This window comes from Streptomyces sp. NPDC050315 (assembly GCF_040655775.1).
GTDB lineage: Bacteria > Actinomycetota > Actinomycetes > Streptomycetales > Streptomycetaceae > Streptomyces.
Genome location: NZ_JBFAKN010000011.1, coordinates 84,329 through 108,224 on the forward strand (window position 1 = coordinate 84,329; position 23,896 = coordinate 108,224).

Annotated in this window: 14 protein-coding genes; 8 read left to right on the top strand and 6 right to left on the bottom strand. The window is 72.9% G+C overall.

Annotation, left to right across the window (positions count from 1 at the left end):
- Window positions 1–38: 38 nt before the first annotated feature.
- The 5 genes from AB0I82_RS32725 to AB0I82_RS32745 all read left to right on the top strand — a co-directional run bounded on the left by AB0I82_RS32725 (window position 39) and on the right by AB0I82_RS32745 (window position 11,237).
- Entirely contained in the window at window positions 39–1,715 is a 1,677-nt protein-coding gene (locus AB0I82_RS32725; protein WP_363261084.1) for a thiamine pyrophosphate-binding protein, read from the top strand.
- Window positions 1,716–1,828: 113 nt separating this feature from the next.
- Window positions 1,829–4,591, top strand: a complete 2,763-nt coding sequence (locus tag AB0I82_RS32730; protein ID WP_363261085.1) for a discoidin domain-containing protein — start codon at window positions 1,829–1,831, stop codon at window positions 4,589–4,591.
- A 99-nt stretch (window positions 4,592–4,690) separates the two neighbouring features.
- A complete protein-coding gene (locus tag AB0I82_RS32735; RefSeq protein WP_363261086.1) occupies window positions 4,691–5,716 on the top strand; it encodes an esterase-like activity of phytase family protein in 1,026 nt (341 codons plus the stop codon).
- A gap of 95 nt (window positions 5,717–5,811) precedes the next feature.
- Window positions 5,812–9,663, top strand: a complete 3,852-nt coding sequence (locus AB0I82_RS32740) for an ABC transporter ATP-binding protein (RefSeq protein WP_363261087.1) — start codon at window positions 5,812–5,814, stop codon at window positions 9,661–9,663.
- Window positions 9,664–9,776: 113 nt separating this feature from the next.
- Window positions 9,777–11,237, top strand: a complete 1,461-nt coding sequence (locus AB0I82_RS32745; RefSeq protein ID WP_363261088.1) for a S28 family serine protease — start codon at window positions 9,777–9,779, stop codon at window positions 11,235–11,237.
- Window positions 11,238–11,302: 65 nt separating this feature from the next.
- On the opposite strand, the gene AB0I82_RS32750 is transcribed toward AB0I82_RS32745, so the two are convergent.
- From AB0I82_RS32750 to AB0I82_RS32775, 6 genes are all read right to left on the bottom strand, one after another.
- The gene (locus AB0I82_RS32750; RefSeq protein WP_363261089.1) at window positions 11,303–12,898 is read right to left on the bottom strand and encodes a phosphodiester glycosidase family protein; all 1,596 of its coding nucleotides are present in this window, start codon (window positions 12,896–12,898) and stop codon (window positions 11,303–11,305) included.
- Between the two features lie 118 nt (window positions 12,899–13,016).
- A complete protein-coding gene (locus tag AB0I82_RS32755) occupies window positions 13,017–13,646 on the bottom strand; it encodes a hypothetical protein (protein ID WP_363261090.1) in 630 nt (209 codons plus the stop codon).
- 302 nt (window positions 13,647–13,948) lie between these two features.
- A complete protein-coding gene (locus AB0I82_RS32760) occupies window positions 13,949–15,622 on the bottom strand; it encodes a glycoside hydrolase family 3 protein (RefSeq protein ID WP_363261091.1) in 1,674 nt (557 codons plus the stop codon).
- A 1,224-nt stretch (window positions 15,623–16,846) separates the two neighbouring features.
- The gene (locus AB0I82_RS32765; RefSeq protein WP_363261092.1) at window positions 16,847–17,656 is read right to left on the bottom strand and encodes a sugar phosphate isomerase/epimerase family protein; all 810 of its coding nucleotides are present in this window, start codon (window positions 17,654–17,656) and stop codon (window positions 16,847–16,849) included.
- 276 nt (window positions 17,657–17,932) lie between these two features.
- Window positions 17,933–19,003 carry a helix-turn-helix domain-containing GNAT family N-acetyltransferase gene (locus AB0I82_RS32770; RefSeq protein WP_363261093.1) on the bottom strand — a complete coding sequence of 357 codons (1,071 nt, stop codon included), beginning with the start codon at window positions 19,001–19,003 and terminating at the stop codon, window positions 17,933–17,935.
- A gap of 26 nt (window positions 19,004–19,029) precedes the next feature.
- Window positions 19,030–20,193: a LacI family DNA-binding transcriptional regulator gene (locus AB0I82_RS32775; RefSeq protein ID WP_363261094.1), complete on the bottom strand. Its 1,164-nt coding sequence runs from the start codon at window positions 20,191–20,193 to the stop codon at window positions 19,030–19,032.
- A 232-nt stretch (window positions 20,194–20,425) separates the two neighbouring features.
- On the opposite strand from AB0I82_RS32775, the gene AB0I82_RS32780 reads away from it, so the two are divergent.
- From AB0I82_RS32780 to AB0I82_RS32790, 3 genes are read left to right on the top strand one after another with little or no spacing between them, the layout of a single operon-like run.
- Window positions 20,426–21,577, top strand: coding sequence for a Gfo/Idh/MocA family oxidoreductase (locus tag AB0I82_RS32780; protein WP_363261095.1), 1,152 nt, complete (start codon window positions 20,426–20,428; stop codon window positions 21,575–21,577).
- A 44-nt stretch (window positions 21,578–21,621) separates the two neighbouring features.
- Window positions 21,622–22,725: a dihydrodipicolinate synthase family protein gene (locus tag AB0I82_RS32785; protein ID WP_363261096.1), complete on the top strand. Its 1,104-nt coding sequence runs from the start codon at window positions 21,622–21,624 to the stop codon at window positions 22,723–22,725.
- Entirely contained in the window at window positions 22,722–23,609 is an 888-nt protein-coding gene (locus AB0I82_RS32790; protein WP_363261097.1) for a sugar phosphate isomerase/epimerase family protein, read from the top strand. Before AB0I82_RS32785 ends, AB0I82_RS32790 begins: the two co-directional genes overlap by 4 nt.
- Window positions 23,610–23,896: the final 287 nt, after the last annotated feature.

The window sequence follows — 23,896 nt, forward strand, 5'->3', positions numbered from 1 at the left end:
ATCCGCGCGCACCCCCACACACCCGCAGAGAGGCCCCCGTGAGCACCCCGAACACAGCGGAAAGCGCCGCACGGCGAACCGGCGGCGACCTCGTAGCCGAAGCGCTGCAAGCGCTGGGCGCGCAGACCGTCTTCGGCCTACCCGGCCAACACGCCCTGGGCCTCTTCGACGCCCTGAGCCGCAGCCCCCTGCGATACGTCGGACTGCGCGTCGAGAACAACGCCGGCTTCGCCGCAGACGCCTACGCCCGCCGCACCCGCGGCATCGCACCGCTCATGGTCTCCACCGGCCCCGGCGCCCTCATGACGCTCGCCGCGCTGCAGGAGTCCGCCGCCGCCTCGGCCGCCGTGCTCGCGATCGGCAGCCAGGTGCCGAGCGCCGGGCTCGGCGGCGGCCGCCACGGCTATCTGCACGAACTCCCCGACCAGAGCGCCTCGTTCCGCGGCGTGGTGAAGTCCGTGCACACCGCCCGCACGCACTCGCAGATCCCCTCCGCCATCGCCGCCGCCCGGCGCTCCGCGCTGACTGCCCCGCACGGCCCGGTCTGGGTGGAGATCCCGCAGGACGTACTGCTCGCGCCGACGACGATCCCCGTGGTCACGGGTCTGGCCGCCGACCCGGAGGAGCTGCCGCCGCGCCCCGAGCTGACCGCCGTGGCCGCCGACCTGCTGACGAGGGCCGAGCGCCCGGTGATCCTCGCGGGCGGCGGCACCGTACGGGCCGGGGCCGAACCCGAGCTGCGGGCGCTGGCCGAGCGGCTCCGGGCGCCGGTCGCGACGACGTTCGGCGGCAAGGGCGCCTTCCCCTGGACCCACCCCCTCTCCCTCCAGTCCTGGCTGGAGGACCGCCACACCACGGACTTCCTGGAGGACGCGGACGTCCTGCTGGTGGTGGGCTCGGGCCTGGGCGAACTCTCCTCGAATTACCACACGTTCAGGCCCCGCGGCCGGGTCGTCCAGATCGAGGCCGACGCGGGCAAGCTGGAGTCCAACCACCCCGCGCTCGGCATCCACGCGGACGCGCGCCTCGCGCTCCGGGCGCTGCTGGAGACGGTCGGCGTGCGCGAGGACGACACGGCGCCCGCGCGCGTACGGGCGCTGCTGGACCGGGTGGGGGAGCGGCTCGCGTCCCAGGAACTCGCCCTGGAACAGGACGTGCTGGCCGCCGTCCGCGAGGCGCTGCCGTCCCGGGCGCCCTCCTTCTGGGACATGACGATCCTGGCGTACTGGGCCTGGTCGGCCTTCGACGCCCGGCACCCCAACACCATGCACTCGGCACAGGGCGCGGGCGGCCTCGGCTATGCCTTCCCGGCGGCGCTGGGCGCGGCGGCGGCCGACCCGGCGCGGCCGGTCCTCGCGGTCTCCGGCGACGGCGGCGCCATGTATTCGCTCGCCGAGCTGGCCACGGCCCGCCAGTACGACCTGCCGGTCACCTGGCTGATCGTGGACGACGGCGGCTACGGCATCCTCCGCGAGTACATGGAGGACGCGTTCGGGCGGGCGACCGGCACCGAGCTGGCGCGGCCCGACTTCGCGGCGCTCGCCGAGTCCTTCGGAGTGCCGGCGGTGACGAGCGCCCCGGAGCGGCTGCGCGCCGACCTGGCGGCCGCGCTGGCCGCGCCCGGCCCCTCCGTGGTCGTCCTCCCGGCGCGGCTGCGGATGTTCGCGCCGACGCACCTGAGTGATCCTGTCGCTTCTCCGGCTTCGGAAAGTTAACAAAGCGCGTGGACCGTTGACGCGAACCGTTCATAACTTTAGGTTCGCTGCGGGCAGCGCCCCCTCTTGCTGTCCCGCCCCTCCCGTGCCCGACGATCCGTCGACGGAGAACAATGACGTACCTCCCACGTCCGCTGCCGCGTGCCGGCCGGCGGCTGCTCGTCCCCCTGCTCGCGGGCGCGCTCATCGCGGCCGTACCCCCGGTGTCCTCCGCCGCGGCGCCGGACGGCGACCGCGCCACGGGCCCGGCGACGGGCGCCACCCCGGCCGCCGACGGCTCCTGCGCCGCCGACGGCCCCGGCTGGACCTCCACCGCCACCCGCATCGACCCCGACGACAGCCACCACCCGTACGTCGGCAACGGCTACCTCGGGCAGCGCGTGCCGCCCAACGGCACCGGATACGCGGCACCCGGTGAGAAGACCGGTTGGCCCCTCTACGCCCCGCGCTACGACGGCGCGTTCGCCGCCGGTCTGTACGCCGAGGGGCCCAAGTCCGTGAAGAAGCGGCAGGCCATCGCCGCGCTGCCCACCTGGTCCACGCTGAACGTGGCCACCGGCGGCCCCGACGGCGAGACCTTCGATTCCGCCACGAAGTCGGGCCGGATCTCGCACTACCGGCAGTCCCTCCTGATGCGCTGCGGCCTGGTCCGTACGTCGCTGACCTGGACCGCCGCCGACGGCCGCGCCACCGACCTGGTCTTCGACGTGCTCGCGGACCGCACGCACGCGCACACCGGTGCCGTACGGCTGCGGATGACCCCGCACTGGAGCGGCCCGGCGACCGTCACCGACACCCTCGACGGGCGCGGTGCGCGCCGGATCGCGCAGACCGGCGGCGGTGCACGCGACGGCGACCGCACGCAGGACGTCACCTTCCGCACCGACGGGACGAAGACGGCGGGCGCGATGGCGTCCACGCTCCGCACGGGGCCGGGCATTCGTTCGGAAAGTGAACAGAAGGCCAAGGCGCCCGAGAAGCTGACGGCGCGTCAGGGTGTCAGCTTCCCGGTGCACAAGGGCCGGACGTACGAGGTCTCCAAGTACGTCGGCGTGGACACCGCGCTCACCTCCGACGACCCCAGAGCCGCCGCCACCCGTGCCTCCCAGCAGGCCGCGGAGCAGGGCTGGGACCGCCTCTACCACTCGCACGCCACCGCCTGGCAGCAGCTGTGGCGCTCCGACATCGAGGTGCGCGGCCGCGAACAGCGCGACCTCCAGGCGTGGGTGCGCTCGGCGCAGTACGGGCTGCTCGCCAACTCCCGGGAAGGCTCCGCGGACAGCATCGCCCCGGCCGGTCTGACCAGCGACAACTACGCGGGCGAGATCTTCTGGGACGCCGAGACCTGGATGTACCCGGGGCTGCTGGCCGCCCATCCGGAGCTCGCCCGGTCGATCGTCGAGTACCGCTACAAGACCCGGGCCGGGGCCCGCGCCAACGCGAAGAAGCTCGGCTACGACGGCCTGTTCTACCCGTGGACCAGCGGCGGCAAGGGCGATCTGTGGAAGGAGTGCCACAGCTGGGACCCGCCGCACTGCAAGACCCAGAACCACCTGATGGGCGATGTCTCGCTGGCCGCCTGGCAGTACTACCTCGCCACCAAGGACACCGGCTGGCTGCGGGAGCGCGGCTGGCCCCTCATGCAGGGCATCGCGCAGTTCTGGGCCTCCCGGGTCACCAAGAACGGTGACGGCAGCTACTCCATCAAGAACGTCGCGGGCCCGGACGAGTACAGCAACGGCGTGAACGACGGCGTGTTCACCAACGCGGGCGCCGCCACCGCGCTCCGCCACGCCACCCGCGCCGCCGCCGTCCTCGGCGAGAAGGCCCCCGCGTCTTGGAAGACCATCGCGGACAAGCTGCGCATCCCGTACGACAAGAAGCAGCAGGTCTTCCAGCAGTACGACGGCTACAAGGGCACCACCATCAAGCAGGCCGACACCGTGCTGCTGCAGTACCCGCTGCAGTGGCCGATGTCCGACGCGGCCCAGCAGAAGACGCTGGACTACTACGCCGCGCACACCGACCCCGACGGCCCGGCGATGACCGACTCGGTGCACGCCATCGACGCCGCCGAGATCGGCGAGCCCGGCTGCGCGACGTACACCTACCTCCAGCGGTCCGTGCGGCCCTTCATGCGCGGCCCGTTCCACCTCTTCTCCGAGGCGCGCGGCGAGAAGGCCGGTGCCCACGACCCGCTCGCCGGCTCGCCCACGCAGGACTTCCTGACCGGCAAGGGCGGCTTCCTGCAGGTCTTCACCCACGGCCTGACCGGCCTGCGGCTGGGCGAGGACAAGATCACCCTGGACCCGACGCTGCCGCCGCAGCTCGCCGACGGCGTCACCCTGCGCGGCCTGCGCTGGCAGGGCCGGACGTACGACGTGGCGCTGGGCGCGCACCACACCCAGGTGCGGCTGACCGACGGTGCGCCGATGACGGTCGCGACGCCGGAGGGCGAGCGGATCGTGAGCCAGGGCGCGCCGCTGACGCTGAAGACCCGCCGCCCCGACCAGGAGCCGACCACCAATGTGGCCCGCTGCGCGTCGGCGAAGGCCACGTCGGAGGAGCCAGGGATGTACGCGGGCGCCGCGCTGGACGGCAACACCACCACCGCGTGGGTGCCCGACGCCGCCACCGGCACGCTCACCGCCGACCTGGGCAGCGTCCGCCGCATCGGCACGGTCACCCCGCGCTGGACGGCCACGAAGCCCGAGTCGTACCAGGTCCAGGTCTCGCGCGACGGACGGCACTGGACCGGCACCGGCTACGACGGAAAGTCGCCCGCCCGATACGTCCGGGTCACCGTGCGCGGCAAGGCGGACGCCAAGACCCACCCGGGCATCGCGGAGCTGAGGGTGACGAAGGCCGAGGACTGACGGCCGGCGTTCCGCCGGACGGTACGCATGGTGCGGGCGGGGCGCCCGGGGGAAGGAACCCCCGGGCGCCCCGCCCCTTTGCCTGCAGGAAGGATCCCCGTGCGTCTCGCCACCGCCATACCCGCGGCCCTCGCCGCCGTACTGCTCGCCGCCGGAACGCTCCCGGCGGCCGCCGCCGCGGCCCCACCGAGCCCGGCCTGTTCCCCGCGCGTCTCCATCGACCGCTACTCCGACGCCCTGGACAAGCGGTCCGTCGACGGCCTCTACGTCGGGAACTTCTCCGCGCTCGCCCACGACACGGACGGCGACCTGCTCGCCCTCTCCGACCGGTCCGCGCTGGTCACCCTCGACGGCCGGACGCGCGAGCCGGTGCGCGGCATCCCGCTCGCCGACGAGGACGGCAAGCCGCTGGACTCCGAGGGGCTGGTGGTCGAGAAGAACGGCGACCGGCTGATCACCTCCGAGACCGAGCCGTCCGTCCGTCGCTACGACCGGGCCGGGAAGCCGGCCGGACGGCTGCCCGTACCGGACGGGCTGCGGGTCGCCCCGGCCGGGCGGGCCACCGCCAACCAGACCTTCGAGGGCCTCACCGCAAGCCCCGGCGGCCGTACGCTCACCGCGTCCATGGAGGGCCCGCTCGCCGGCGACGGCACCGACGCGCAGGGCCGCCCGCTGCACCGCTTCCAGACGTGGCAGCGGCAGCCGGACGGCGGCTATGCCCTCGGCAGGCAGTACGCCTACCCGGCCGGGCAGGGCATGACGATCCCCGAGATCACCGCGCTCAGCGACGGCCGCCTGCTCGTACTCGAACGTAAATTCGAACCCCAGGGCAACACCATCCGCCTCTACCTCGCCGACCCGCGCCACGCGGACGACACCCGGGACACCGAGAAGCTGGGCGCCGCCACCCGCCCCGCCACCAAGACCCTGCTCGCCGACCTCACCCAGTGCCCCTCCCTCGGCGCGCCCGCCCGGCAGCCCCAGATCAACCCCCTCCTGGACAACATCGAGGGCATGACCGTCCTGGGACGCGCGCACGGGCGGCTGCACCTGCTCCTGGTCAGCGACGACAACCAGCGGGAGCAGCAGATCACCCGGCTGTACGACATGACCGTCCGCCTCTGAGGTCAATGACCGCCGGAATTGTTGCGATGGGATGAAAACACCGGCCGCCGCTGTTGGTGCCTTGCGGTAAGGAATCGACCGGCGGGAGGCGTCGCGTGGCAGGGGCGGACACGGATACGGCGGAAGAGGGCTGGGCGCGGCGCCTGACGCGCACCTGCTGGCGGTACAAACAGGATGTACTGCTCGCGCTCGGCTCCTCCCTCGCCGGGATGGCCGTCATGGCACTCGTCCCGCTCGTACCGAAGCTGATCATCGACGATGTGATCGTCAAGCACGAGCGGTCCCTCGCACCGTGGGCCACCCTGCTGATCGTCGCCGCGCTCGCCGTGTACGTACTGACGTACATCCGCCGCTTCTACGGCGGCCGGCTCGCCCTGGACGTCCAGCACGACCTGCGCACCCGGATGTACCGGGCCATCACCAGGCTGGACGGCAGGCGGCAGGACGAGCTCAGTACGGGGCAGGTCGTCGGGCGCGGCACCAGCGACCTCCAGCTCGTGCAGTCGCTGCTGTTCATGGTGCCGATGATGCTGGGCAACGTCCTGCTGTTCGCCATCTCCCTGGTGATCATGCTGGTGCTCTCGCCGCTGCTCACCGTCGTCGCCCTCGCCGTCGCCCCCGCCCTGTGGTGGATCGCCAAGCGCAGCCGCCTCCGGCTCTTCCCCGCGACCTGGTACGCGCAGGGCCAGGCGGCGGCCGTGGCGGGCGTGGTGGACGGCTCGGTCTCCGGCGTCCGCGTCGTGAAGGGCTTCGGCCAGGAGGAGCAGGAGACCGGCAAGCTCCGCGAGGTCAGCCGGCGGCTCTTCGCCGGGCGACTGCGCACCGTACGCCTCAACGCCCGCTACACCCCGGCCCTGCAGACCGTCCCCTCCCTCGGCCAGGTCGCGATGCTCGCGCTCGGCGGCTGGATGGCCACCCGCGGCCAGGTCTCGCTGGGCACCTTCGTCGCCTTCTCCACCTACCTCGCGCAGCTCGTCGGCCCGGTCCGGATGCTCGCCATGATGCTGACCGTGGGCCAGCAGGCCCGCGCGGGCGTGGAGCGGGTCTTCGAGCTGATCGACACCGAGCCGGTCATCGAGGAGCGCCCGGACGCGGTGCCGCTGCCCGCCGACGCGCCCGCCACGGTCGAGTTCGAGCACGTCACCTTCGGATACGGCGACGAAGGTGACACGCACCCGGTCCTGGACGACTTCTCGCTGCGCATCGAGCCCGGCGAGACCGTCGCCGTGGTCGGCACCTCCGGCAGCGGCAAGTCCACCGTGTCCCTGCTGCTGCCGCGCTTCTACGACGTGAGCGCCGGGCGGGTGCTCGTCGGCGGCCGGGACGTGCGCGACCTGACCGCCGATTCGCTGCGCGGCGCCATCGGCCTGGTCCCCGAGACCAGCTTCCTCTTCTCCGACTCGATCCGGGACAACATCGCCTACGGCGCCCCGGACGCCACCGACGAGCAGATCCGCGCCGCGGCCCGCGCCGCCCAGGCCGACGGCTTCATCTCCGCGCTCCCCGACGGGTACGACACCGAGGTCGGCGAGCAGGGCCTGAGCCTCTCCGGCGGCCAGCGGCAGCGCGTGGCGCTGGCCCGCGCGATCCTCACCGACCCGCGCGTCCTGGTCCTGGACGACGCGACCTCCGCGGTCGACGCCCGGGTCGAGCACGAGATCCACGAAGCGCTGCGCGGCGTGATGGCGGGCCGCACGACCCTGCTGATCGCGCACCGCGCCTCCACCCTGGCGCTGGCCGACCGGGTCGCGGTCCTCGACGGTGGCCGGCTGCTGGACATCGGTACCCGCGAGGAGCTGGAGGAGCGCTGCGAGCTGTACCGCAGGCTGCTCACCGACCCGGACGAGCTGGGCGGCGTGGAGCGGGACCCGGCGGGGCAGGTGGCGACGGCCGGGGCCTTCTCCGGGGAGGCGGCGGCCACCGGTCTCCTGGAGCCGGAGACGGCGACCGGCACGCGGCCTCGCCGCGTCATCGACGGCGTGACGCCGGAGCTGTGGGTCCGCACCGAGGAAAAGGCGGACGACACCGGCTCCCGGGAGGGCGGCAGCGCCTCCGCCGCCGCGCTCGCCGGCCGCCCCGGCGGCATGGCCGGCGCGCTGGCCGGGATGCCGGCCACCCCCGAGCTGCTCGCAAAGGTCGCGGCCCTGCCCCCGGCCACCGACACCCCCGACATCGACGAGGAGCAGGCCGCCCGGCCCGAGAGCTCCTACGGGCTGCGCCGCCTGCTGCGCGGCTTCGGCCGCCCGCTGCTGATCGCCCTGCTGCTGGTCGCCGTGGACGCGGTCGCCGGACTGCTGCTGCCCGTACTGATCCGGCACGGCATCGACGACGGCGTGCAGCGCGCCGCGCTCAACGGCGTATGGGCCGCGTCCGCCGCGGCGCTGCTCGTCGTGCTCGCCCAGTGGGCCGCCCAGATCGGCTCCAACCGGATGACGGGCCGTACCGGCGAACGCGTCCTGTACTCCCTCCGCGTCAAGATCTTCGCCCAGCTGCAGCGCCTCGGCCTGGACTACTACGAGCGCGAGCTGACCGGCCGGATCATGACCCGGATGACCACCGACGTCGACGCGCTCTCCACCTTCCTGCAGACCGGCCTGGTCACCGCCGTCGTCTCCGTCCTCACCTTCTTCGGCATCCTGGTCGCCCTGCTGGCCATCGACGTCCAGCTGGCCCTGGTCGTCTTCGCCACGCTGCCGCCGCTGATCATCGGCACGTACTTCTTCCGCAAGCAGAGCGTCAAGGCGTACGAGCTGGCGCGCGAGCGGATCAGCGTCGTCAACGGCGACCTCCAGGAGAGCGTCGCGGGGCTGCGCATCGTGCAGGCGTTCCGTCGCGAGAGCACCGGCGTCGCGCGCTTCACCGAGCGCAGCGCCGCCTACCGACAGGCCCGCACCCGCGGCCAGTTCCTGATCTCGGTCTACTTCCCGTTCGTGCAGCTTCTGTCGTCCGTGGCAGCCGCGCTGGTGCTGATCGTCGGCGCGGACCGGGTGAGCGCCGGGACGCTGACCGCGGGCGCGCTGGTCGCCTACCTCCTCTACATCGACCTCTTCTTCGCCCCCGTCCAGCAGCTCTCCCAGGTCTTCGACGGCTACCAGCAGGCGTCCGTGTCGCTGGGCCGCATCCAGGAGCTGCTGCGCGAGCCGACGACCACCCCGCAGGCCGCCGATCCCCGCCCGGTCCGCGCGCTGAAGGGCGAGATCACCTTCGACGACGTCCACTTCCGCTACGCGACCGCCGACGGCGAGCAGGCCGAGGCCCTCTCCGGCATCGCCCTGACCATCCCCGCGGGCCAGACCGTCGCGTTCGTCGGCGAGACCGGAGCCGGCAAGTCCACGCTGGTCAAGCTGGTCGCCCGGTTCTACGACCCGACGACAGGGGCCGTCCGCATCGACGGCACCGACCTGCGCGACCTGGACCTGACCGGCTACCGCCACCGCCTGGGCGTCGTCCCGCAGGAGTCGTACCTCTTCCCCGGCACGGTCCGCGACGCCATCGCGTACGGCCGCCCGGACGCCACCGACGCCGAAGTGGAGGCGGCGGCCCGGGCGGTGGGCGCGCACGACATGATCGCCACGCTCGACGGCGGCTACCTCCACGAGGTCGCCGAGCGCGGCCGCAACCTCTCCGCCGGCCAGCGCCAGCTCCTCGCGCTCGCCCGCGCCGAACTGGTCGACCCCGACGTGCTGCTGCTCGACGAGGCCACCGCGGCGCTCGACCTGGCCACCGAGTCCGTCGTCAACCACGCCACGGACCGGCTGGTCGGCCGCCGCACGACTCTGGTCGTGGCCCACCGCCTCACCACGGCCGCGCGCGCGGACCGCGTCGTCGTACTGGACCGCGGCCGCGTCGCCGAGGACGGCACCCACGCCGAACTGCTCGCCCGGGGCGGCCGGTACGCGGAACTGTGGCGCTCCTTCACCGGTGAGACGAAGGAGGTCAGGGTGTAGCGCCGCCCGCCCCGCCGGCCGACTCCCGCCCGCTACCGCCGGTCGGGGGGTGGTCGGCGGGGAGCCGCCCCGATAGGTTCAGCGCGACCTTTGCGAACCCCAGGGGAGGGCGCATGCGCAAAACGCTCAGATGGCTGATGTCGCTCACCGTGCTCATAGGCACGGTCGGCGCGGGCTCGGCCACGGCAACGGCGGCCACCGCCGCCACGCCGGCCGGAGCCGCCGGAACGGCCACCACCACCGCGGACAGCCGAGCAGAAGCGGACATCAAGGACCGCCTGCTCGCCATACCGGGAATGAGCCTCATCCAGGAGAAGCCGGTCGACGGCTACCGCTTCTTCGTCCTGAACTACACCCAGCCGGTCGACCACCGGCACCCGGGCAAGGGCACCTTCCAGCAGCGCATCACCGTGCTGCACAAGGCGGTCGACCGCCCCACCGTCTTCTTCACCTCCGGCTACAACGTCAACACCGAGCCGACGCGCAGCGAGCCCACCAAGCTCATCGACGGCAACCAGGTCTCGATGGAGTACCGCTACTTCACCCCGTCCCGGCCCGAGCCCGCGGACTGGAAGAAGCTGGACATCCAGCAGGCCGCCGCCGACCAGCACCGCATCTTCAAGGCGCTGAAGGGCATCTACGCCAAGAACTGGATCGCCACCGGCGGCAGCAAGGGCGGCATGACGGCGACGTACTACCGCCGCTTCTACCCCGACGACATGAACGGCACGGTCGCCTACGTCGCGCCCAACGACGTCGTCAACGACGAGGACTCGGCCTACGACCGCTTCTTCGCCACCGTCGGCACCGCCGAGTGCCGCAAGGACCTCGCCGCGATCGAGCGCGAGGCGCTGAAGCGCCGCGGCGAGATGGTCGACCGATTCCAGAAGAAGGCCGACGCCGAGGGCTGGACCTTCAAGCTCCCCGGGAACGCCGACCGCGCGTACGAAATCATGGTCACCGACCTGGTCTTCGGCTTCTGGCAGTACCAGCCCGCCGCCACCGCCTGCGCCGAGGTCCCGGAGCCCACCGTGTCCACCGACACCCTCTGGACCTGGATGGACAAGGTCGGCGGCTTCGACAGCTACACCGACCAGGGCATGCAGCCCTACCTGCCGTACTACTACCAGGCCGGCACCCAGCTCGGTGAGCCCGGCTACGCGTACCCGAACGTCGCGGACCTGCTCCGCTACCCGGGCATCAACAACTCCCGCACCTTCGTCCCGCGCGACATCCCCATGTCCTTCGACAAGAAGGCCATGCCGGACATCGACCGCTGGGTGCGTCACCACGCCGAGCGGATGATGTTCGTCAACGGCCAGTGGGACCCGTGGAATTCGGAGCACTTCCGGGTCGGCAAGGGCGCGAAGGACTCCTACGTCTTCACCGTCCCCGGCGGCAACCACGGCTCCAACATCACCAAGCTGAAGGAAGCCGACCGCACCAAGGCCACGGCCCGCCTCCTGAAGTGGGCCGGCGTGACCCCGGCCGCGGGCGAGTCGGCCCCGGCGGCCCCGTACGACAAGAAGCTGGACAAGCAGCAGTCGCAGCGGATGCCGCTGCTGCGCCCGTAAGGGGCGGTTGGTCGTTTGCGTGGTGGGCCCGGGCGGTGGACGGCCGTCCCGGGCCCATCGCTGTGTTACTTGGTGAGCAACAGGGCGTCGCCCACGGCCCGTTCACCCGTCGCGTCCGACGGGGTGGTGATCAGACGGCCGTTCACGGCCATGCCCACGGAGCCGCCGCCGTCGAGGTTCATGGCCTGCGTGGCGCCGAGGGACTTGATGAGGGCCGCGGCCTCGTTCAGGCCGAGGCCATCGCTGTAGCCGGGCTGCCGGCCCGCGCTGGTGAGCAGGATGATCCGGCCCGCCCGGTCGGTGCCGAGGACCATCCGCGGATTGCGCCGGATGCCCCAGGTGTACGCGAACGAACGGTCACCGGCGTGCTCGATGCCGTCGGCCGCGTAGTCGACGGCCACCTTGCCGTCGCGCACCAGCTCCGGGCCGCCGTTGACGATGTCGTCGTGTGCGGTGAGGCGGACGGGGCGGCCGTCGGTGTCGGTGATCTTCTCGTCCAGCCGTACCGCCGAGCCGGGCGCGGCATGGTCCCGCAGCCACCGCTCGCCCGCGCCGATACCGGCCAGCACCGTGCCGCCCTCGGGCACCGGGCCGCCGCGCGGCCGCAGCTGCTGGACGCGGCCCGCGCTGTTCAGTACTGCCTCCACGCCGGGCCCGGCGGGCGTTCCGGCCCCCAGCTCCGGCGTGAAGCGCACGATCTCGTCCGGATCGGTGCAGGTCACATCGTGCTGCGGCCGCTCGGTGGGCACGTCGCCGCCGGTCCCGCCGCAGTTGCGCACCTTCCCCGGTACGCGGTTGATGCCGTCCACGCGCTCGCGCGCGCCGCCCGCCGCGACGGTCAACTCGGTCCGCAGATGGCGGAATTCGGGGCGCAGACCGTCGCCGCGCAGCACGGCGGCGATCCGGCCGTTCGTCGCGGCGCTCTGCAGCCGCCCGTCGTACGCGGCGATGCCCGCGGCGGCACCCGGTACGCCGTCCTTCTCCTCCATCACGAAGAACCCGGCGTTCACCGCGAGCAGCGAGTTCGCGCGGGCCGCCAGGTCCGTGACCTTCTCCCGCCCGGCGACCGCGGTCCCGTAACCGGCGTCCAGCCGACCCCGGTACGCCCGGGGATCGATGACGGCGACCTTGACGCGAGCCAGTCCCGTACCGGGCGCGCCGTCGCCGCCGGTCCACTCGCTGACGGCGTCGAAGCCCGCGGCGGCCAGTTCCTTGCGGGCGTTATCGGCCTGTTCCCGGCCGCCGTACGTGCCGGTGCGGACGCGTATCCCGACCGTGCCCCGCCGGTCGGAGCCGGCCGGCCAGCGGACCTCCTCGGTACGCGGCGCGAACCCGGCCGCGCGCACCCCGTCCGCCAGCCCGTCGGCCGTCTCGCCGCTGTGCAGCACCGCGCCGTCCTTCCGCACGGTGACCGTCCAGTGGTCGGCACCGGGCCGCCCGGAGAGCGTGCCCTGGTACAGGTCGACACCGGGCGCGAGCCGGTCGTGCTGCCAGTCGGAGAGCTGCTCGGGGAGTGTCTTCGGCAGCGAGAAGGCGGCCGGGGCCGCGGCATCCGCCCGGTGGGTGGCGGATCCGGGGATCACGAAGGTCGCGGCGAGGGTGACGGTGAGGACGGTGGTCAGCGCGGGGGAGGGGGAGAGGGAGGCGCGGGGGTGCGGCACCGGTGCTCCTTCGGGGACACGGGCGAGGGGGGCACGGAACACCGGGGATGGCATCACGGAATGCCGTCATGCGGAAGGAAGACGGGCGGAACGGAGGTGACCGGAGGGTGAAGCCTTCTCAGCCCGTCGTGAGGCGGCGGGCGCAGCCCGTGGAGTGATCGGGGAGGCGCAGATACAGGGTCGTGCCGAACGGGCAGGACGGCCGGTCGCCGACCGTCGCCGTCACCTCGTACTCGGGCCGGTGCTTCGCCTTCGCGCCGGCCGGGGCGCAGGGCGTCTCGCGGGCCTGGAGTCCGGCGGCGAGGTAGACGCAGTCGCCGGGCACGGTGCGGGGGCCGCCGCCCTGCCCCGGGTCGCCGGGGTGCGGCGCGCGCAGGTTGCGCATGCAGGCGTACCCCTGCGGGACCGCGCCGTCGCCGTCCTCGTCGGCGTCCGGCCGGTGCTGGCTGATGTGCAGAACGAAGTCGGTACGGGCCGGGCAGAGCGGCCCCCGGGACTGCCGCCCGGCATGCCGCGCCAGCACCCAGGCCGCGGCCGCCCCGCTCGCACAGGCCACCTCCCGGAAGGCCGCCGCCCGCCCCCGGCTGCTGCACTCGCCACGGTCCAGGAAGACCGTGCCGTATCCCGTCGGCGACGCGGCACCGGCGTCACGGGCCTCCGCACTGGTGGACGGCCGGCACCCCGTCAGCAACAGGCCCGCCGCCAACAGGGCGCCCAGCAGCGCCCCCACGCCCCGTGCCCCGCGCACCCCCACCGTCCCCCCTGCGTCCCACTTGCGCGATGCCAGTCCCTGCCGGCCCAGCGTGACCCGCCGTGACGGGCCCACGCCAGACGCGAACGGCGTATTGCGCATGAGGTACGAGGGTTGCGGTACGGGCCGTGCGGTACCTGCCGTACGGAGGGGCCGGTATGAGCACCCGGTACGGGCGCCCCAGTGGGGTCAGTACGACAGGTACAGGTACAGGTACATGTACAGGCGCAGGCGCAGGCGCAGGCGCAGGTCGTGTCCGGTGCGGTCGGTACGACAGGTGCAGCTGCGTCCGGGTGTGGTCAGTAGGACAAACCGTGGCCGATCGGGAAGAGTTCCGTGCCGGGGGCGTCGGCGCGCATGACCGGGACCGGCAGCTTCCCCTTCGGCTCCCGGCGGCCGGCGATCACCCGCGCGGCGGCGCGCAGTTCGACATCGGTCCACGAGTAGCTGGCCAGCGCCGCCTTGACGCCGTCGAGCTGGGCGATGTCGTACGGGTTCCGGATCGCCAGCTGCACCACCGGCTTCCCGGAATCCAGCAGCGCCCGCACCAGCCCCCGCTGCGAGGACCCCGCCGTGACGTTGTACGTGGCCACGACCACCGCGTCGTGGTCCGCCAGCGCCGCCACCGCCGCATCGGTCTGCGCCTGGGTGGGCGCCGTGCCCGTGGAGTGCGCGGTGGCGGTGAAGCCCAGCTCGCCGAGGGTGCGCGCGAGCACTCCGGTGGGCGGGCCGCCGGTGCCGGACGGCGCGGCCGGGTCGGCGCCGACCACCAGGACGCGGCGGGCGCTGCGCCGGGAGAGCGGCAGCAGCCCGCCCTCGTTGACCAGCAGCGTCGTGGTGCGGTCGGCGATCTTGTCGGCGGTCCTGAGGTGCCGCCGCGTGCCGACCGTACGGTCCACCGCACGCCGCGACGTGTACGGACCGGCGAACAGCCCGCGCCGCTCCTTCAGCACCAGGATGCGCAGCAGCTTCTCGTCGATCTCCCGCTCGCTCAGCTCCCCGTTGCCCACGGCCGCGAGCACGCCCTTGTACGCGGCCTCCAGGTCCGGCGGGTTCAGCAGCTGATCGACGCCGGCCTTCAGGGCGAGCACCGGGACGCGGTCGTCCCCGTACTTCTTGCGCACGCCCTCCATGCCGAGCGAGTCGGTGACCACCACACCGTCGTAACCGAGGCGTTCGCGCAGGATGCCGGTGAGGATCGGGCGGGAGAGCGTGGCGGGGTCCTCGCTCTTGTCGAACGCGGGCACGACGATATGCGCCGTCATGATCGAATCTATCCCCGCCGCGATGGCCGCCTTGAACGGCGGCGCGTCCAGCCGCTCCCACTCCTCGGCGGTGTGGTGAATGGTCGGCAGCCCGACGTGGCTGTCGGTGTCGGTGTCGCCGTGCCCGGGGAAGTGCTTGGCGGTCGCGGCCACGCCGGCCCCCTGATACCCCTTCACTTCAGCGGCGACGAACCGGGCCACCGCCTTGGGGTCGGCCCCGAACGACCGCACGCCGATCACCGGATTCGCCGGGTTGACGTTCACGTCGGCGGTGGGCGCGTAGTCCTGACGGATGCCCATGGCGTACAGCTCGGCACCGGCAATCCGGCCGACCGTCTCCACGTCCTCCCGCGAGCCGCCCGCGGCCAGGGCCATCGCCCCGGGGAAGAGCGTGGCGGGCGCGCCGATCCTGGCCACTATCCCGTGTTCCTGGTCCGTGGCGATGATCAGCGGAACGGGAACGCGCTGAGCGGCGCCCGCCTTCTGGATGCCATTCGAGAGGTCGGCGATCTGGCGCGGGTCGCGGGTGTTGTGCGCCCAGGAGAAGTAAATGATGCCGCCGATGTGGTACTTGGCGATCAGCTCGGCGGCGTTGGAGACGCCGATCTCCTTGCGATTGGCCTCGACGTCGGCGGGATCGGGCGCGGTGGCGGAGTGCCCGTACACCCGCATCACAAAGAGCTGCCCCACCTTCTCCTCAAGACTCATCCGCCCAATGAGCCCCCGCAACCGGTCCCTAACGTCCCGCCCCGGCGTCCCGGACGCGGCATACGCGGTATCACCGGTGACCCGCCCCGCAGCCGCGACCGTCGCCGCAGCAGCGGCAGCGGTGAGGACGGCCCGCCTGGAGCGGTCGGCGGGGGCGGGGGGATCGGTGGGGGTGGTGGGCACGGAGGGTGCGGCGGGGGCGGACCGATCGGCGCGGCCGGAGGGGGTGGCGGGGCTGGGCCGATCGGAGGGTGCGGTCGGGTCGGATCGATCGGCGCGGCCGGAGGGTGCGGACGGTGCGGCGGGGCCGGGCCGATCGGCGCAGCCGGAGGGGGCGGCGGGGTCCGGCCTATCGGCGCGGCCGGACGGATCGGCGGGGGCGGAGCGGTCGGTGGCTCTGGGGCGATCGGATCGGCTGGGGCGGTCGGCAGGGCTGGGGCGAGCGGTACGTCTGGAGTGCATGTGCGCTCCTTCCGGAGGGCTCCTAGGAGGCTTCCTCGATGACTCCTCGGCGACTTCCTCAGCGCCGGTGGCACCGCACGGCCGGAGCGGCGTGGCACAACCGCTCCCACCCGCCCAGTCCCTGTCATATAGGCGTATTGAAGGAAACTGCCAAGGAGACACGGATATCCGGAAAACAATCACCGGTCAATGCCCCAGCCCCAACCGGGTGATCAGGCGACTGGGGGTAGGGGGAAGGCCGCGCGGGGGCGGCGAGGCGCGGGCGCGGCGGTGGGCCTGGGCGGAGGTGACCCCGAACGGCGGTCGGTCCGGGAGGAGATCCGCCACCGGCGCGTGAGGAGGGGGGTGCGCCGGTGGCGGTGTGCTGCCGGCCGCAGGCGGTGGAGAGGGTGGTCAGCGACGCAGCCAGCAGCGAGGCCGACACCGCTTTGCGGAGACTCACCGGCAGTACGTCGATGTGACGGACCGACAACGCCCTGGGTTCCCCGGAACCGCCCCACCCCGCAAGGTTGGTACAGATTGGTACTACTGGCACACGGTGGACCACCCAACGACCACCCGAGGCCCGCGTAACGGCCGCCCGAGCTCCGCGCAACGGCCGCCCGAGTACCGCCTAACGCCGCCCGGGGACCGCCCGAGGCCCCCGAGGGTCTTCAGGGGGCCGCCCCGACGCCCTTGGGCACAGCTCTTACCGCTACTTCCCCGGCCTCGTCCTCCGTCTTCCGCCCCCGCCCTCCCTCCTCCGTCCTCCCTCTTCCGTCCTCACCTCCCCAAGGTGGTCAGGAGCTGCTCCAGATGTTCGCGGCCGGGGCGGAGCAGGTCGGGGAGCCCGGGTGCGTCCCGGTACCACCGCTTCTCGTACTCCCAGCACAGCCAGCCGTCCCAACCGTCCCCGACGAGCGCGCCGAGGCAGTCGGCCAGCGGGAGCACCCCGGCGCCGAGCGGCAGCGGCGTCGTGTCCTCGGCCGAGGCAACGTCCTTGACCTGGACATAGCCCAGCTGAGGAGCGAGCACGGCCTGTGTGGCGGCCGGATCCTCACCGCCGAGCCAGGTGTGCAACACGTCCCACAGCGCCCCGACCGACCCGTGCCCCACCGGACCGACCACGCGCGCCGCCGCGGCCCCCGTACGGTGCGAGTCGTGCGTCTCCAGCAGCACGGACACCCCGCGGTCCGCGGCAAGCGGCGCGATGGCCCCGAGCCGCCGGGCGGCGTCCGCGTCGGCCTCCGCGGCCGGCCGATCACCCGCACCGGGGAACACCCGTACGTACGACGCGCCCACATCCGCCGCGAGGCCGACCAGCCCCGCCAACTCGTCCGCGAGCGCCGCCTCGCCCGCCGAGTCCTGCGCCTCGGCGACCTTCGCGTACCCCGCGATGGTGAGGACCTCCACCCCGGCGTCCGCGAACACCCGGGCGACCTCGGCACGTTCGCCGGGACCGAGGCCCGTATGCACCGGTTCCTCCGGATGGGCGCGCAGCTCCACCCCGTGGTATCCGGCACCGGCAGCAAGCCCGGCCACGTCCCGTACCGTCATCCCGGGCACGCCCAACGTCGAGAAGGCGAATCGCATAGCCCTACAGCCCTACCTTTCCCAGCCCGTCACGAAGAACCGAACCTCCAACCGCCCCCACCGCACCGCCGGCCAACGACCCGCAACCGAAGCCACGACCCACAGCCCCAGCCGACAACTCACGACCGCAGCCATGGCCCACAGCCCCAGCCTGCGCCTCACCGCCGTGGCCAAGGCTCACAGCCCCAGCCGGTGGTTCACCGTCTCAGTCGACGACTCACCGCCGCAGCCACGGCCCACAATCTCAGCCGGTGGTTCACCGTCTCGGCCGACGACTCACAGCCGCAGTCGCCAGTCCTGCCCGACCAGGTCCTGTCCGAAACTGTGGTGCGGCCGCTCGGCGACCAGCTCGAACCCGGCCCGCTCGTAGATCCGTCGGGCGGACGTCAGGACGCTGTTGGTCCACAGCACCAGCTCCTCGTACCCGGCGTCCCGGGCAAAGTCCGCGCAGGCCGCCACCAGCCGCCCACCGATGCCGTGACCGCGGGCCTCGGGCTCCACGAGCAGCAACCGCAGCCGAGCCCTGCGTATCCGCTCCCGCCGACCGCTCCGCTCACCCCCGTCCCCAGTTTCGCCTCCGCTTTCCGTCTTCGTCCCGCCTCCGCTCTCGTCCTCGCCATCGGCCCGTGCCCCCTCGTCCGCCCGGTCGCGGACGCACATCACCTGGCCCGCCGGTTTGCCGTTCAGTTCGGCGATCCAGGCGCGGTCCCAGCGTGGGTCGAAGTGGTCGGCGAACTCGGCGACGATGTGGGCCACCAGCGCTTCGTAGGAGAGGTCGAAGCCGTACTCGCGGGCGTAGAGCTCGGCGTTGCGCTGCACCATCCAGCCGAGGTCGCCGGGGCGCGTGGTCCGCAGGGTCACCTGGTCCGACGCCGGCCCGGGACGGGCGGTGGGCGGGGGCTCCGGACCGGTGTCCGATGGGGCCGCGTCGCCGAGCAGCTCGCGGATTGTCGTCATGGACTCCACCAGCCGGGCACGGTCGGGCCCGGGCAGCTGTTCCAGGAGTCGGCCGGCGCTGTCCTGCGACCGCTCCTCCAGGGTGGACGCCGTTTCCCGGCCATGCGGGGTGAGCGTGACGCGCCGGCGTCGGGAGTCCTCCTCCGACCGGCCGGTGGTGATCAGCTCCCTCTCCTCGAACTTCCCGAGGAGACGGCTGAGATACCCGGCGTCCAGGGAGAGCGTGACGCGCAGGTCCGCGGCGTCCACCTGACCAGGGCTGTTGGCGAGCTCGTACAGCAGCCGGGCCTCGGTGAGCGTGTACGGACTGTAGAGATGGCGGCCGTAATCGAGCGCGCCGATGAAGTTGGTGTAGAAGCGGTTGAAGCGGCGGAATTCCTGGACGGTCATGGCATCCCCCAAAAACCTTGACTGAGTCAAGAATAGGGCGGAGCCGTCGACTTGCGTATCACCAATTCGGATGAAAGCAGCACCACGCCGTCCGCCGGCGCCGGCTCCCGGCCCATCGCCAGCCGGCCGGCCCGTGCGCCGGCCTCGGCCAGCGGCAGCCGGACGGTCGTCAGCGCCGGCACCGCGTCCATGCTGAAGGGCAGGTCGTCGAAGCCGACGACCGAGACGTCCTCGGGGACCCGCCGCCCGTGCTCGCGCAACGCGGCGCAGACGCCGAGCGCGACCGTGTCATTGGCCGCGACGACGGCGGTCAGACCCTCGTCCCGCCGGAGGAGTTCGTGGGCCGCCGCGTAGCCGGAGGCCCGGTCGTAGGCGCCGTGGACCGTGCGGCCGGGCATGTCCTCGATGCCGTGCGCCGCGAGGGCGGCGCGGTGGCCCTCCAGCCGGTGCCGGGTGGTGGTGAGCCCCTCGGGGCCCGCGACGCATCCGATGCGGCGGTGGCCGAGGGCGACCAGGTGCTCGGTCAGCGACCGCGCACCGCCCCGGTTGTCGAACGCGACGGTCAGCGGAGCAGGCCCGGCGTCGGCACCGGAAGCCGAGGAAGCAGCGGGAGTCGAGGCAGCCCGGCCCTCCACCGAGCCCAGGCCCCCCGCCGACCCCGCCACCGGCGCCCCGTCACCCGACCCCACCACCCCCACCGCCAGGGGCGGACGCCCGCACAGCACCACCTGAGTCCCCGCCGCGGACAGCCGCGCCACACGGGCCGCCAACGCGGCCGTATGCGCGGGGTCCTCGGTCGCGCCGCCGGTCAGTACCACGGCACCGGCCCGCTGGCGGTGCAGCAGCGTGAGGTAGGTCAGCTCGCGCTCCGGGGAGCCGCCGGTGTTGCAGACCACGGCGAGCTTCTCGCCACCGGAGGTGCCGTCGCCGCTCATCTCCGACTGCACCGCGCTCGCGAGGATGCCGAAGAACGGGTCGGCGACATCGTTGACGAGGATGCCCACCAGGTCGGAGGTGGCCGCGGCGAGCGCGCTGGCCGGTCCGTTCGCGACGTACTCCAGTTCCGCGACCGCCCGCAGCACCCGGTCGCGGGTGGCCTTGGCCACCGGATAGTTGCTGTTCAGCACGCGTGAGACGGTCGCCGCCGAGACTCCCGCCCGCGCGGCGACGTCCGCCAGTGTCACGGCCATATCGCTCCCCGTCCCCCTTCCTGCGGCGCCACGTACGGCGTCGCCCCTCTTGTGGCGCCTCGCGTCGCAGGCTAGCTTCTCTCGCGATGGAAAGCGCTTTCTATGCGTGACCGGGTGACCAACTCCGGGCGCTGGGCGCCGCGCGCCTTCGTCGGTGCTTTCCGTGCGCTTGTCCGTTCGCGGACCACGTGGGCCGCGACCGATACCACCGGTTGATGTGAGGGGTCGGGTTGTGACACGCAAGACCGTACGGATCGCCATGAACGGCGTGACCGGGCGCATGGGCTACCGCCAGCACCTGCTCCGCTCGATCCTCGCCCTGCGCGAGCAGGGCGGCCTGGACGTGGGCGGGGGCACGGTGATCTGGCCCGAACCGGTCCTGGTCGGCCGCGCGGAGCACAAGCTCGCGGCGATGGCCGACCGGCACGGCCTCACGGAGTGGTCCACCGATCTGGACGCGGTGCTGGCCGACGACAGCATCGACATCTACTTCGACGCGCAGGTCACCGCGGCCCGCGAGGAGGCCGTCAAGAAGGCGATCGCCGCGGGCAAGCACCTCTACGTGGAGAAGCCCACCGCCACCGGGCTTGCCGGTGCGCTCGAACTGGCGCGGCTGGCCCACGCCGCCGGCATCAAGCACGGCGTCGTCCAGGACAAGATCTTCCTGCCGGGCCTGCTGAAGCTGAAGCGGCTCATCGAGGGCGGCTTCTTCGGACGCATCCTGTCCATACGGGGCGAGTTCGGCTACTGGGTCTTCGAGGGCGACTGGCAGGAGGCGCAGCGCCCGTCGTGGAACTACCGGGCCGAGGACGGCGGCGGCATCGCGACGGACATGTTCCCGCACTGGGAGTACGTACTGCACGAGCTGTTCGGGCCGGTACGCACCGTCCAGGCCCAGCTGGCCACCCACATCCCGCGCCGCTGGGACGAGGCCGGGAAGCCGTACGAGGCGACCGCCGACGATGCCGCGTACGGGATCTTCGAGCTGGCGGGCGGCGCCGTCGCGCAGATCAACTCCTCCTGGGCGGTGCGCGTCAACCGGGACGAGCTGGTCGAGTTCCAGGTGGACGGCACGGAGGGGTCGGCCGTCGCGGGCCTGCGCCGCTGCCGGGTCCAGCACCGCTCCGCGACCCCCAAGCCGGTCTGGAATCCGGACCTGCCGGCCACGGAGGACTTCAGGGCGCAGTGGCAGGAGGTGCCCGACAACGAGACGTTCGACAACGGCTTCAAGGAGCAGTGGGCGCTCTTCCTGCGCCACGTGGTGCTCGACGAGCCGTGGCGGTGGGACCTCATGGCGGGCGCGCGTGGCGTGCACCTCGCCGAACTGGGCATCCGCTCGGCGCAAGAAGGACGCCGCCTGGACGTACCGGAGCTGAGCCTGTGAGCGCCGCGTCCGAAGCCGCGCCGGCGACGTCCGGAACCACGCCTGTGAGCGCTGCGCCCGTAGGCGCGGAGGTCCCCTTCACCTCCCGTACCGTCTTCGCCGCCGCGCACGTCGTCGCCGACCCGTATGCCGACACCACCCCGGACGGCCCGGCCGTACTGGACTGGGACGCCACCCTCGCCTTCCGGCGCCACCTGTGGTCGCACGGTCTGGGCGTCGCGGAGGCCATGGACACCGCGCAGCGCGGCATGGGCCTGGACTGGGCGACCGCCGCCGAGCTGATCCGGCGGTCGGCCGCCGAGGCCAGGGCGGTGGGCGGCCGGATCGCCTGCGGCGTGGGCACCGACCAGCTCCCGCCGAGGGAGGCGGGGCTGGCGGAGGTGCGCGCCGCCTATGAGGAGCAGCTCGCCCTCGTGGAGGAGGCCGGCGGACAGCCGATCCTGATGGCGTCGCGGCAGCTGGCGGCGGTCGCGGCCGGGCCCGAGGCGTACGCGGAGGTGTACGGGCACCTGCTCCGGCAGAGCAGCGAGCCGGTCATCCTGCACTGGCTCGGCCCGATGTTCGACCCGGCGCTGGAGGGCTACTGGGGCAGCGACGGTCTCGACGCGGCCACCGAGACGTTCCTGCAGATCATCGCCGAGCACCCGGACAAGGTCGACGGCGTGAAGGTCTCGCTGCTCGACGCGGACCGAGAGGTGGCGCTGCGCCGCCGGCTGCCGAACGGCGTGCGCTGCTACACGGGCGACGACTTCCACTACCCCGAACTGATCGCGGGCGACCAACGCGGCTTCAGCCACGCCCTGCTGGGCGTCTTCGACCCGCTCGCCCCGCTGGCCGCCGAGGCCGTGCGCCTGCTGGACACCGGGAACACCGCCGCGTTCCACAAGGTCCTGGACCCCACTGTGGAGCTGGCCCGGCACCTCTTCGAAGCGCCGACCCGCTACTACAAGACGGGCGTCGTCTTCCTGGCCTGGCTCTCGGGCCACCAGTCGCACTTCACGATGGCCGGTGGCCTGCAGTCGGTCCGCTCGCTGCGGCACCTGCGCCGGGCGTACGAACTGGCGGGCGGGCTCGGCCTGTTCCCGGACCCCGACCTGGCCCGGCACCGGATGGCGCAGCTGACCGCCGTACTCGGAGGAGACGCATGACCGGTCGCGGTACGAAGGACGACGACCGCACGCACCCCAATCACAGCGACGACCTCGCGCGACTGAGCCTCAACCAGGAGACGGTCAAGCAGTGGTCGCTGCCCGAGCTGGCGGACGGCTGCGCGGCGGCCGGGCTGCGCCACGTGGGACTGTGGCGCGAGCCCGTACAGAAGTACGGCGTCGACGCGGCCGCCAAGCTCATGCGGGAAGCGGGACTGACCGTCACCAGCCTGTGCCGCGGCGGCTTCTTCACCGCGGCCGACCCCCAGGAGCGCGCCGTCGCGCTCGACGACAACCGGGCGGCGCTCGACGAGGCCGCGACCCTCGGGACGGACACCCTCGTCCTGGTGTCCGGTGGCCTGCCGCCCGGCAGCCGGGACCTGCACGGGACCCGGGAGCGGGTCGCCGAGGCGCTGGCCGAGCTGGGGCCGTACGCCGCCGAGCGGGGCGTACGGCTGGCGATCGAGCCGCTGCACCCGATGTACGCATCGGACCGCTGCGTCGTCTCCACGCTCGCCCAGGCGCTGGACCTCGCCGAGCGGTTCCCCGCGGAGCAGGTGGGGGTGGTCGTGGACACGTACCACCTGTGGTGGGACGACACGGTTGGAGAGGGGATCGAACGGGCGGGGCGCGGCGGGCGGCTCGCGGCATTCCAGCTCGCCGACTGGGTGACCCCGCTGCCCGAAGGGGTACTGCTCGGCCGGGGGCAGCTCGGGGACGGGGCGGTGGACCTGAGGTGGTTCCGCGAACGGACCGAAGCTGCGGGACACGACGGGCCCATCGAGGTCGAGATCTTCAACCCGGGCCTGTGGGAGCGGGACGGGGCCGAGGTACTGGCCGAGGTGATCGCCCGTTACCGGAAGCACGTACTGAGCCCAGAGTGAGGCAGGCGCGCGCAAGGGAGCCCGGGGGCTCGGCTGAACGCGCCGTGTGCGCCGTGCGTACGGGCGCGGGCCGCGATGCGAACTGCGCCGAAAGAGGGGCGGAACCACGCAACCGTTCCGGCCCTTTGGAGGTCGTACTGGACATCGGTGCCTGACAGCGGGGGAGATCCGGGGGAAGGTCGGGCGGCGATGAAAAGGGGGGAACCCGAGGGGGGACCGAGGGGCCCGGCAATACGCCGGGCCCCTCGAAATGTCCAGTCGACACATCCGGCCTGTGGACAACCCAC

Excerpts from the sequence above, each read along its gene's own strand:
- AB0I82_RS32730 (WP_363261085.1), top strand. The coding sequence starts at position 1,829 with ATGACGTACCTCCCACGTCCGCTGCCGCGTGCCGGCCGGCGGCTGCTC.
- AB0I82_RS32745 (WP_363261088.1), top strand. The coding sequence starts at position 9,777 with ATGCGCAAAACGCTCAGATGGCTGATGTCGCTCACCGTGCTCATAGGC.
- AB0I82_RS32760 (WP_363261091.1), bottom strand. The coding sequence starts at position 15,622 with ATGAGTCTTGAGGAGAAGGTGGGGCAGCTCTTTGTGATGCGGGTGTAC.
- AB0I82_RS32765 (WP_363261092.1), bottom strand. The coding sequence starts at position 17,656 with ATGCGATTCGCCTTCTCGACGTTGGGCGTGCCCGGGATGACGGTACGG.
- AB0I82_RS32770 (WP_363261093.1), bottom strand. The coding sequence starts at position 19,003 with ATGACCGTCCAGGAATTCCGCCGCTTCAACCGCTTCTACACCAACTTC.
- AB0I82_RS32775 (WP_363261094.1), bottom strand. The coding sequence starts at position 20,193 with ATGGCCGTGACACTGGCGGACGTCGCCGCGCGGGCGGGAGTCTCGGCG.
- AB0I82_RS32790 (WP_363261097.1), top strand. The coding sequence starts at position 22,722 with ATGACCGGTCGCGGTACGAAGGACGACGACCGCACGCACCCCAATCAC.